Genomic DNA, 11,605 nt, shown 5'->3' with positions numbered 1-11,605 from the left:
TCATTCCTTATCCGTGTATTTAGCAGTTCATAGTAATTTTATTATGATCAAAAAAGTGAAGTATCTCATGTATTGTCATAAAGGATAGGCTGGATACATTGATATCTTCTGTGCACAGAGCCATTTTATGTTCCGTATCTATATCATAATGAAAAAAGTTTAATTTCTTACTGTCTTCAGACATCAGAACATATTTCATTCCATCAAATACAAATTCACACTGTTTCAATGGAATCCTTAATCCCAGCCCCTTATACTTGATGTAGCTTTCTTTTAATGTCCAATATTCATAAAATAAGTGGCTCTGCTCCTGTTCTCCCTTACTTATAATCGTCTTATACTCGTCTTCTGCAAAATACTTTTTAGCAATCTCAATATGGGCTGTATTCTTCTTTTCCACATCAATACCGATCTCATGCTCGCTCCATCCACATACTACATATCGACCGGAGTGTGAAATATTAAAAAACATCTCATTCTGATTGTTGAAATATGGCTTCCCGTATTTATTTGTAGAAAACTCAATATCCTCATTCATAATATTGGTTCTTTTACAGATTAAATAACGTATCAGTATCTCTCCATAGGCACTCCTTTTTGCATCAGTTTCAAATCTGTATTTTTCTATTTGCTCTCTTTTGCATTTCGATATTATTTGCAATATCCTATTCCACATTGCATTTGTAATGTTTTCATTTATATCAATTATATATATCTCTGCCATAGTAGCCATCCTTCCAATGTAATGAGATATTGATTCATCCTTTAATCCATACCGGGAGATCAGCACACTATATCAAAGCACTGGTCATAACTCATATGTTTCTTCCACATTACAAAGGCTGTAAAAATAACCTTTCTTTTCATACAATTCATCATATGGTCCCTGTTCTATCACTCTGCCGGACTTCATAACAATAATCTCATCATAATGCTTCAAAATATCCTCCATAATCTTATGGGTTACTACAATCAGTGTCATCTGCTCTAGATCACATAAGGATTTCTCAATACTATAAGCAATCTTATTATCCAGAGCAGAGGTAGTTTCATCCAGAAGAATAAAGGAAGATCCACGTAAAATTGCCCTTGCAATGGATACTCTCTGGCGTTCTCCTCCGGATAATTTATTACCTGCCTCGCCAATGGATTCCTCTAAACCATTTGGCAGTCCTTTCACCAGTTCTGACAGTCCGGCAATCTTACAGGCTTCATTAAGTTTATCCTCAGAATAATCCTGATACAGTCCGATATTTTCCTTCAGAGTTCCATCAAACATAAAGACATTCTGCTGAATAAATGTAATTTGCTTATAAATATCCTCTAGCTTCACCTGTTCATATGGCAACCCATCAATCAGAATGTCTCCTGAATCCGGTTTATAATAGCGGAGTAATACTCGTAGCAGTGTAGACTTTCCACTTCCACTCGCTCCTACCAGCGCGTATTTCTTTCCCTTCTCAAATCGAAGATTAACATCTTCCAGTGCCAGCTTCTCCTTGGTATATCCAAAATTCAAATGCTCCAAGGATAACTCATTTTCAAATACAGGAAGTCTGTGGGTAAATGTTTCCTCCGGCTCTTCTTTGGTCAGTTCATGAATCTTTTCTGTGATCGACCCAATGGAATTGATCCGATTAACCAACTGAAGACTTTGTGATAAAGGCCCTGCCAGATTATTCATCAACTGTATCAACGCAATCAGACTTCCTACTGTAATCGTTCCAAGGTATACAAAATACCCTCCCACAATCATCGGCAATACAAACATACAGGTACCAAGGAAATTGGTCAGACTGTTTATTACTCCGCTAACGATGGAAAAATTCTGCTTCTTACGTTCAACGTCCATATTAATGTCATCATACAATTCATTTGCTTTCCATGCGATGTTAAAATTATGAATAACTTCAAATCCCGATAAAAGATCCTTCGTCTTTGCAGTGAGCATCTCCAGTGAGGTAGAATAAACTGCTTTCCTTTTACTCAGTAAACTCCGGAATCTCTGAGGCAAATAAAAGCCAATGATACTTACAATAAAGATTGCTATTGCCAGTTTGTAATTGATATATACAACCGAAACAATCGCCAGTAAAAAGGTAGTTACCTGCCAAATAAAATTAAACACATTCTCTATATAATCCGATTCTATCATTCCGATATCATTCGTAAGTATTGATATGTATTTTGCACTGTTTTCTTCCGAAAAGCTGCGTATGTCCTTACTCAGTATGTGCTGAAAGATATCCTTCTTCAAATATGTCATCGTTTTTCTGATATAAATCGGCTTTATTATTTTTTGCAGAATGTCAATTCCTGTCATACCTAAGATGTAGACAGCATAGATTAGCAAAGCAGTAATAAATCTTTTGAAGCTACCACTTGAGGCAGCATCGATACAATTTGCCAGCATAAATGCCATCATAACATTTAATAACCCCTGAAGTACGCAGATAAATCCTGTCAGGCAAAAAGATAACTTATACTTAAGCAAATATTTTCTCATTCTTTTTCTCCTTACAATCAATTTACTTTTGGTAATTGCGAAACTAGATAATTGTGGCCATTGTGTATACAGTGGATACATATTCCGAAGCAAACCATAGCGGAAGGAGCGGGTTTGCGCAGGAATATGTATCTGCTGTATACACAATTAAGAGTTCTTTAGAGTTTCGCAATTGCCTAATCAATTTACTTTTGAACTATTTGTTAGGATTTTCAATAAATGCTGCCAAAGTACGTATAGTAGGTGTTTCATAAATCTGGACGGATAACATATCTCCATGATAGATTCCCTGTTTTTCTGCTTCTACTTCAAACTGCACTGCCTTAATGGAATCTCCTCCTAATTCAAAGAAATTGTCCTCCACTCCAATATCGTCTCTTTTTAATAGTTCTTTCCATATGTCTAACAATGCTGTTTCTATCGGACTAGAAGGTAAACAATAGGTATTGCTTGTTTTATTCTCAGGTTCCGGCAATTGATCTCTGTCAATTTTCCCATTGGAGGTAAGAGGCAGCTCCTTCAGAAATACATAGGAAGAAGGTATCATATAGCCTGGAAGCTTTTTATTTAATTCCGTACGAATTGCTTCCTCCGATATATCGGCCGCTTTAACAAGGTATGCACACAGGTATCGAACACTTGCCTTATCTAATCGATCAATAATAATCGCATCCTTGATCTGCGGAAGAGAAAGGAGGATATTCTGAATTTCTTCCAGCTCCACTCGAAATCCGCGTATTTTTACCTGAAAATCCTTTCTACCCAAAAATTCGAGATTTCCATCTTTCTTCCACTTTGCAAGGTCACCTGTTTTATACAACTTAGACCCTGGCTTAAATGGATTCTCTATAAATTGTGTCCGGGTCATATCTACGTTGTTCAAATAACCCTTTGCAACGGAAGCACCCCCAATATACATCTCACCTGGAGCATTTACCGGCATAAGTGATCGTTCATCTCCCAACACATAGATCTGAACATTATCGGCCGGTCGGCCAATGGATACTGTAGCTCCCACATCTTCTGGCTGATATTGATATATCATACAACCAACAGTTGCTTCCGTCGGACCATACTCATTATAGATTATAACTCTATTTTGGAATAATTTGCAAATATTATCTGCCAACGAACGCTCCAGACTTTCTCCTCCCACTATAAAAGTATGAATTTTGCTGTCGGATGGAATTGTCCATTCTGTTATCATGCGAAGATGTGCCGGAGTCAATTTAATAATATCCCTCAATAGCACAATATGCATCCTCTAAATTATAAAAATATCCCTCTAGCATATCCATCAGCTGTGATATACTAGGGGGATAGATGTATACTAGATTTCTTAGCACAAACTTGCCAGTATGTAATCACTGGTATAAATCTCTGCTTAATTTACTTCATAAATCTCTTTTCAAATCTCTGAAAGTACTGATTTTACTGTATTCCTATTGCTACAAATTACTCATCCCAGTTGTGATATACTTCCTGTACGTCATCATCCTCGTCAAGTAAGTCAAGAATTCTGTTCATCATCTTGATATCGTTCTCATCCTTTAATTCTACCCATGTCTGAGGAATCATGGAGATATCTGCTTGAGCCATAGGAATTCCCGCTTTCTCAAGGTTTTCTCTTACACTACTAAAATCATCCGGGTCGGTAAGAATCTCGAAGCTGTCTTCCTCTTCCGAAAAATCCTCAGCACCGGCCTCCAATACTACCATCATTAAATCATCGGCCTTCATATCACATTCTTCCTTATCAATGATGATCTGGCCCTTACGGTCAAACATAAAAGATACGCATCCCTGAGTGCCGACATTACCATTACCTTTGGTAAAAGCATTTCTTACATTAGCAGCTGTTCTATTTTTATTATCCGTCAAAGCTTCTACGATTATTGCAATACCGCTGGGACCATAGCCTTCATAAGTAACACTTTCGTAATTAACTGCATTGGCATCTCCAGCCGCTTTCTTAATACTTCTATCGATGGTATCATTGGGCATATTGTTGGCTTTTGCTTTTGCAATAACATCTTTTAAACGGCTATTGGAATTCGGATCTGCTCCGCCCTCCTTTACTGCTACTGCAATTTCACGACCTAGTTTTGTAAATATCTTGCCCTTTACTGCATCGTTTTTTTCTTTTTTATGTTTAATGTTAGCAAACTTTGAATGTCCTGACATATAAATTCTCCTTATCAACTATGTATCATGGTAAATTACCGTAAATATTCTAACATTGTTTTATGTGTTCGGCAAGCATATTTTCTATCAAGCTACGAATTATAACTCTGAAATCTTAAGATGGATAGTAATTCACTACAGAATCAGTAAAACCGATCAATTGTAAACTAAAAGAAACCCGACAAATAGCATTATCCATGATCTGTCAGGTTCTATTACAAGTTCATTTTGCCTTTATACTCTGTGCCATACATTATGAATTACTCTTATTCTCAATGTAATTTTTCTTGCATCAGTCTATTACATATCCGAGTTGATAATCTTACTCAACTTCTCCATCACCGCTACTGTCTCATCCGTCGTACGAATCGCACACATAACGGTATCATCACCGGCAATACAACCCACGATGCTGCTTAACTGAAGGGAATCCAGTGCGGCAGCTACGGCCATCGCCATTCCTGGTACTGTCTTCACTACCATGATATTCTGAGCCATATCCATGGACACGAAACCATCCCGCAGTACACGAGCATATTTCTCAATCATACCTGTCTCTGCTTTTTGAAGCACGATATATTTTTGCTTACCACCATCTACGGCAACCTTAGTCAACTTTAGTTCCCGAATATCTCTGGATACAGTAGCCTGTGTAACATTATAGCCATCCTTCATTAAGCGGTCTGCCAGTTCTTCCTGAGTTTCAATATCATATTTATTAATTAATTCAATTATTTTGCTCTGTCTGCTGATCTTCATATCCACATACCAGCCTTTCTGTTTCATTATAGAGGATCTCTTTCATCTCCGTTATTCTCTAACTTTGACCGCAAAATTTCATAAATACCAGTACGGTTAAGCTTTATCAATTTAGTATAATACTGAGCTTTTTTCATCTCTATCGCATCATCGGTTCCTAATTCAACCACTTTGTTGCCATCAAATGTCACGATTGCTTCTGCCTCCTGAGTTTTCTTACTCTTACCGACTACAATCTTAATCGTATCCTCCGCTGATACCACAATGCTTCTGGGGCTTAAGGAATGAGGACAAATCGGCGTAATAACCATTACTCCAGCCTGCGGTAAGATGATAGGGCCACCTGCTGACAGATTATAGGCAGTAGATCCTGTCGGTGTTGATATAATAACACCGTCTCCACGAAAGTTTTCAACCAATTCATTATTTACATAAATTCCAAGGCTGATGATTCGGGAAAAGCCCTTCCGTGCTATTACCACATCATTCAGTGCATACGTCACGTCATCAAGAGGTTTACGTCCATCACTATACTGAATACTTCCGCAAATCATAATGCGATTTTCTACACGATAATCGTCGCGGAATAATCGATCCAATGCTTCCTGAACATAATTTTCCTCTATTTCAGCTAGAAATCCTAAGGTTCCCAGATTCACACCGAGAATAGGAATATTATGAGCCATCAGATCATTGGCAGTCTGAATAATCGTACCATCGCCACCTAATACAATGGCACAATCGGTATCATCCGGTATCTTCACCTGGGAACATCCCTGCACAGAGGATACACTTGAAAGCATGGCTGAACGTCCTGCCTGTTCAATATAAGCAACAATCTTATTCGTAACCTTAAGTTTTTTATCTTTTTCTTTATTCGTAATTATTAAAAATCGATCCATTCTGATTGCTACTCTCCTCATAAGACAGCTGTCCTGCATACACGAAAAAGTCTACCATAGTATGGTATAAAATTCAAGACTCCAAACTTATAATTAGTATCTTTTTGTAAATATTTATTCGTTTGTATTATATTCCTCATCTAATCCGCGATGAGCATCTTCGGTGACTCTTTCGATTCTATCCGAAGATATGGAGATTCCCGTCATATCCGGTTCAATTTCCATATCACGCTCTGTCTTTTTAAGATATAATAAATATTCAATATTACCCTCCGGTCCTTTAATTGGCGAGTAATCCAAATCCAGACAATGAAAACCAATCGAGGAGGCATAATCACAAACCTTTCTGATCACCTCAACATGAACCTTGCGATCACGAACGACTCCTTTTTTCCCAACCTTCTCTCTCCCTGCTTCAAATTGAGGCTTTATGAGGCAGACGATTTCTCCTCCTCCTATTAACAGCTCCCGGACCGGAAGTAAGACCTTTGTTAATGAAATAAAGGATACATCAATGGATGCAAATTCGATATCGTCCTCAATTTGATCCGGTGTAAGATATCGAATATTAGTCTTTTCCATGGAAATTACCCTTTCATCCTGACGTAGCTTCCAGGCAAGCTGATTCGTACCCACATCCACAGAGTAGACCTTCAATGCACCATTTTGCAGCATACAATCGGTGAACCCGCCTGTAGAAGCACCTACATCCATACAGATTCTGCCCTTTAATAAAAGTCGGTAACGCATCACTGCTTTTTCCAATTTTAATCCGCCACGACTCACATATTTTAAAGGATTTCCTTTTACCTCTATATGAACCTCAGGAGAAAATGTACTTCCTGCTTTATCTTCTCTTTGTCCATCCACAAAGACATTCCCCGACATGATGATTGCCTTTGCTTTCTCTCTGGACTCAGCCAAATTCCTATTTACTAATAAAACATCCAAACGTTCCTTCATAAATTATCCTCACTTAAGTAAATTAAGCTCCTCCCGAATTCGGTTATAAATACTCTCAGCATCCAATCCGAGCTTCTTATGCAACTCACTTACTCCGCCATGCTCTATATATTCGTCCGGAACCGATATATTAATATAGCGAATATTCTTCTTACTTTCACAAAGGTAATCGGCAACCTTCTGACCATATCCGCCGTTCCGTACATTCTCTTCCATTGATACAAGTATTTTATGTTTCTTGGTAAGCTCATCTATTATTTCTATATCGATGGGAGAAGCAAATCGTACATTCACTAAGGACGTGCTTATTCCTTCCTTTTCCAGAGTCTCTGCTACTTCTGCTCCTGTTTTTACCATACTACCGAGAGCTAAGATTGCTATGTCGGAGCCTTGTTTTAACACTTCACTTTTCCCATGGACGATAGGCGCCCGGTACTCACTTAATCCGTCATATGCATCTCCCTTGGGATAACGGACTGCTACTGGGCCATCATAGGAGACAGCGTAGGCAAGCATTTCCTCCAGCTCATAACGGTTTTTGGGTGCCATTACTGTTAAATTCGGTATATGTGATAAGAAGGATAAATCGAAGATCCCCTGATGTGTTTTCCCATCTCTTCCAGTAATTCCGGCACGGTCAATGGCAAATACAACCGGAAGGTTATTGATGCATACATCATGAATAATCTGATCATAGGATCTTTGCATAAAGGTGGAGTAAATCGCTACCACAGGTTTATACCCACCCATAGCCATACCAGCTGCGAAGGTTACTGCATGTTCTTCTGCTATACCCACATCAAAAAAACGATCGGGGTATTGCTTCATGAAATGGGTCAGTCCCGTACCACTTGGCATCGCTGCAGTAATCGCAACCAGTTTATCATTTGACTGAGCCAGACGTAGCATCGTATCTGAGAATACCTTAGTATAGCTATCGACCTTTTCTTTTTTCAACGGCGATCCGCTTACCACATCAAAGGTCTCTACACTATGATATCTGCTTGGATATTTTTCAGCAGGCTTATAGCCCTTCCCTTTTCTTGTCAGAACATGAACAACTACCGCCTTCTTTGCTCTTGAAGCAGCTTCAAACGCGGTTATCATTTGCGATATGTTATGCCCATCAATGGGTCCGATATAGGTTAATCCCATATCCTCAAAGAACATGCTGGGGAGCATAAAGTATTTAATGGCATCCTTAGAACGTTTTAGCTTATCAACAAGAGCCTTCCCCACTCCCGGCATCTGTATAAGGGTATTCTCCATATTTTCTTTAAAACCGGTGTATTTTGAGTTTGTTCTCAGCTTCGCAAGGTAATTTGCCATACCTCCCACATTCTCAGATATGGACATATTATTGTCATTTAAAACAATGATTAAATTGGTCTTTAATCTACCCGCATTATTAATCGCTTCAAATGCCATACCACCGGTCAGTGCACCATCACCTAATACAGCTACAACTTTATTATTCTCCCCATTCAGGTCTCTTGCTTTCACCAGTCCCAGAGCTGCTGATATTGCAGTGGAACTATGACCAGTATCAAAGGAATCACATACACTCTCTTCCCTCTTTGGGAAGCCACTCATTCCATCCATCTGTCGTAATGTAGAAAACAGATTTTTTCTTCCGGTTAATACCTTATGCGTGTATGCTTGATGCCCCACATCCCATATAAGCTTATCCTGTGGCAGATTTAGGAATAAATGTAATGCCATTGTAAGTTCAACTACTCCAAGATTTGAAGCAAGGTGTCCTCCTGTCTGACTTACATTCTGTATTAAAAAATCACGAATTTCTCTCGCTAATTTATCATAATCCTGTGCCTTTATTTTCTTAATATCATTTGCATTATTAATACCATCTAATAATCTTGGCAATCAATACACCTCACTTCATTCCTTAATAAAGGCTCTTATTCTACTAGTTTTCTCTATTAATCAGTTTGATGATTAAAGATTTTAAATATTCATTCTGATAGGGTAATTCCTCAAAGGCATCTACTGCCTGTTTTGAAATCACTTCTACTCGTTCTGAAGCCTTATTCAGATCCATAATTGTAACATAGGTAACTTTCTCATTCTTCTCATCGCTTAAAACCGGTTTTCCTAATACTTCAGGTGTACCGGTGATGTCCAATATATCATCCTTTATTTGAAATGCCAGCCCTATATTGCCAGCAATATATTCGATTTTATTCACTTCTTCATCCGTAGCTCCAGCCAATATCGCCCCAATCATCATGGAAGCCTCCATTAAAGCTCCCGTTTTCAGGCGATACATAAAATCCAACCGTTCCTGTTCCGTTACTCCATGGTACTCTTCCGTATCAATTACCTGTCCCCCAATCATCCCATAGATACCTGCTTTCGCAGCCAGGGTCTGCATTGCCTTAGCAATGCGACGATATGTGGTCAGTTCCTCTGTTGGCGTCGATGCCGTAATCGCATCAAAGGCTTTCAGGGCCGTCTCAAAGGCATAATTTAAGAGACCATCTCCGGCCAGAATACCCAATGCTTCTCCAAACACCACGTGGGTTGTCTTTCTACCTCTTCGATATTCGTCATTATCCATAGCAGGAAGATCATCATGTACCAAGGAATAGGTGTGTATCATCTCAATTGCTGCCATAAAGGGCTTAAGTATATCCATATTTAGCCCGTTAAACATGGAAAAGGTCTCAACCATTAGCATAGGACGTAGGCGTTTTCCACCTGCCAGCAGACTGTAATTCATTGCCTGCATAATTGTTTTCTGATAGCCCTCCTCTTTCGGAATAAATTCCTCAAGTATAGCCTCAATTTCTGATATTTTCTCCTGCATTTCCTGATTAAAGTTCATCCGTTTCGCCACTTTCACTTAATATGATTAATTGCTTCTCCACCTTGTCAATGGAAGCATTACATGCCTTAAGAAGCTTCATTCCCTCTTGATATAGTGAAAATGAATCCTCTAAACTAACCTCCGGTTTCTCAAGTTCCTCTAATATCTGGTTCAGCTTTTCAAATGATTCCTCAAGCTTCATTTCTTTCTTCGCCATAACAACCTCCATCTTCTATTTCACTCATACCACGCTTCTTTTCCAGAACTGTTTCCACTCTTGAGTAAATATCTCCGTCTATCAGCGAAATGGTGATCTGCTCCTTTTCCTTTACCTTCTTAATGCTCTGAACGGGTTTGTTATCCTCTCCCACAATCAAAGCATATCCCTTACTCAGCTTGGATAAAGGAGATAAACCCTCCAGCCTTGATATGTATAGTTCCAGTTTATGTCTTTTTTCCTTAATTCGTTGATTAATACAGTTCTGTAACCGTTGTTCCATATCGATGAGATACTGCCTCTTTTGCTTAATCTGATAGGAGGGGCTTGCATAAAACAGCCGAAATTTCAACTCCCTTATCCGGTTTTGCTGAAGCTGTATTTTCTGTTGAATTTCTCTTGCCAGCTTACGCTTGTAATCATTGATCAACGCTTCGAAGGCAAGGTAATCATTGACTGCCAGCTCTGCGGCAGCCGATGGAGTCGGCGCTCGCAAATCCGATACAAAATCCGCAATGGTCACATCCGTCTCATGTCCAACTGCTGAGATAATGGGCGTATTACATTGATAGATCGCTCGTGCAACAATTTCCTCATTAAATGCCCATAGATCTTCGATGGATCCTCCTCCACGTCCGACAATGATAGTATCCAACCCCAGACGATCCAAGGCAGCAATTCCTTTGGCTACGCTTTCAGCTGAACCAACACCCTGTACCAGTGCCGGATATAAAATCAGCTGGACATATGGATTTCTCCGTTTTGATATATTGATAATATCTTGAATAGCTGCTCCAGTGGAAGCTGTTACGATCCCGATTCTTTTCGGAAAGGAAGGAATCGGTTTCTTATGCTCACGATCAAATAAACCCTCTGCTTCCAGCTGCTTTTTTAGTTTCTCAAAGCGTTCATACAACAGCCCCTGACCGTCTAGCACGATCTCACTGGCATAGAGCTGGTATTTGCCGTCTCTCTCATATACATTAATGCTTCCGAGAGCAATTACACTCTGTCCTTCCTCTAAACGAAATGTCAGACCTCTTCTCTGTCCGGCAAACATTACGCATGACAATTGCCCCTGTGCATCCTTTAATGTAAAATAAATGTGCCCAGAGGTATGATATTTGCAATTGGAGACTTCACCCTTAACATAAATACGGTTTAACATTCGATCCCCAAGAAACATATTCTTTATATATTGATTAATCTCAGTAACCGAATAAGCTTGTCCCATGAAGACCTCCCGA

The 11,605-nt window shown here is 39.1% G+C and carries 11 protein-coding genes; all 11 read right to left on the bottom strand.

The window, feature by feature from the left end; all coding sequences use genetic code 11:
* Positions 1–19 precede the first annotated feature (19 nt).
* The 11 genes from H0486_RS05930 to xseA all read right to left on the bottom strand — a co-directional run bounded on the left by H0486_RS05930 (position 20) and on the right by xseA (position 11,592).
* Positions 20–724 (bottom strand): 4'-phosphopantetheinyl transferase family protein, encoded by a 705-nt coding sequence (locus H0486_RS05930; RefSeq protein ID WP_228352125.1) that lies wholly within the window; start codon positions 722–724, stop codon positions 20–22.
* Between the two features lie 84 nt (positions 725–808).
* Positions 809–2,506: an ABC transporter ATP-binding protein gene (locus tag H0486_RS05925; protein WP_228352124.1), complete on the bottom strand. Its 1,698-nt coding sequence runs from the start codon at positions 2,504–2,506 to the stop codon at positions 809–811.
* Positions 2,507–2,702: 196 nt separating this feature from the next.
* Positions 2,703–3,758 (bottom strand): non-ribosomal peptide synthetase, encoded by a 1,056-nt coding sequence (locus H0486_RS05920; protein WP_228352123.1) that lies wholly within the window; start codon positions 3,756–3,758, stop codon positions 2,703–2,705.
* A 203-nt stretch (positions 3,759–3,961) separates the two neighbouring features.
* Positions 3,962–4,690 carry a YebC/PmpR family DNA-binding transcriptional regulator gene (locus tag H0486_RS05915; RefSeq protein ID WP_228352122.1) on the bottom strand — a complete coding sequence of 243 codons (729 nt, stop codon included), beginning with the start codon at positions 4,688–4,690 and terminating at the stop codon, positions 3,962–3,964.
* Between the two features lie 300 nt (positions 4,691–4,990).
* Positions 4,991–5,449, bottom strand: a complete 459-nt coding sequence (gene argR / locus H0486_RS05910) for an arginine repressor (RefSeq protein WP_228354370.1) — start codon at positions 5,447–5,449, stop codon at positions 4,991–4,993.
* A gap of 26 nt (positions 5,450–5,475) precedes the next feature.
* Positions 5,476–6,351, bottom strand: coding sequence for an NAD(+)/NADH kinase (locus H0486_RS05905; protein WP_228352121.1), 876 nt, complete (start codon positions 6,349–6,351; stop codon positions 5,476–5,478).
* Positions 6,352–6,465: 114 nt separating this feature from the next.
* Positions 6,466–7,314 (bottom strand): TlyA family RNA methyltransferase, encoded by an 849-nt coding sequence (locus H0486_RS05900; RefSeq protein WP_228352120.1) that lies wholly within the window; start codon positions 7,312–7,314, stop codon positions 6,466–6,468.
* 9 nt (positions 7,315–7,323) lie between these two features.
* Positions 7,324–9,198, bottom strand: a complete 1,875-nt coding sequence (dxs, locus tag H0486_RS05895) for a 1-deoxy-D-xylulose-5-phosphate synthase (protein WP_228352119.1) — start codon at positions 9,196–9,198, stop codon at positions 7,324–7,326.
* 43 nt (positions 9,199–9,241) lie between these two features.
* Positions 9,242–10,159, bottom strand: a complete 918-nt coding sequence (locus H0486_RS05890) for a polyprenyl synthetase family protein (RefSeq protein WP_228352118.1) — start codon at positions 10,157–10,159, stop codon at positions 9,242–9,244.
* Positions 10,149–10,358, bottom strand: coding sequence for an exodeoxyribonuclease VII small subunit (gene xseB, locus H0486_RS05885; RefSeq protein WP_228352117.1), 210 nt, complete (start codon positions 10,356–10,358; stop codon positions 10,149–10,151). Before xseB ends, H0486_RS05890 begins: the two co-directional genes overlap by 11 nt.
* The gene (xseA, locus tag H0486_RS05880; RefSeq protein WP_228352116.1) at positions 10,333–11,592 is read right to left on the bottom strand and encodes an exodeoxyribonuclease VII large subunit; all 1,260 of its coding nucleotides are present in this window, start codon (positions 11,590–11,592) and stop codon (positions 10,333–10,335) included. The genes xseB and xseA overlap by 26 nt, the downstream gene beginning before the upstream one ends.
* Between the last annotated feature and the right edge of the window lie 13 nt (positions 11,593–11,605).

The sequence above is a fragment of the Variimorphobacter saccharofermentans genome, from assembly GCF_014174405.1.
GTDB classification, from domain to species: Bacteria; Bacillota; Clostridia; order Lachnospirales; family Lachnospiraceae; genus Mobilitalea; species Mobilitalea saccharofermentans.
This window is presented reverse-complemented; position numbering and strand designations above follow the sequence as displayed.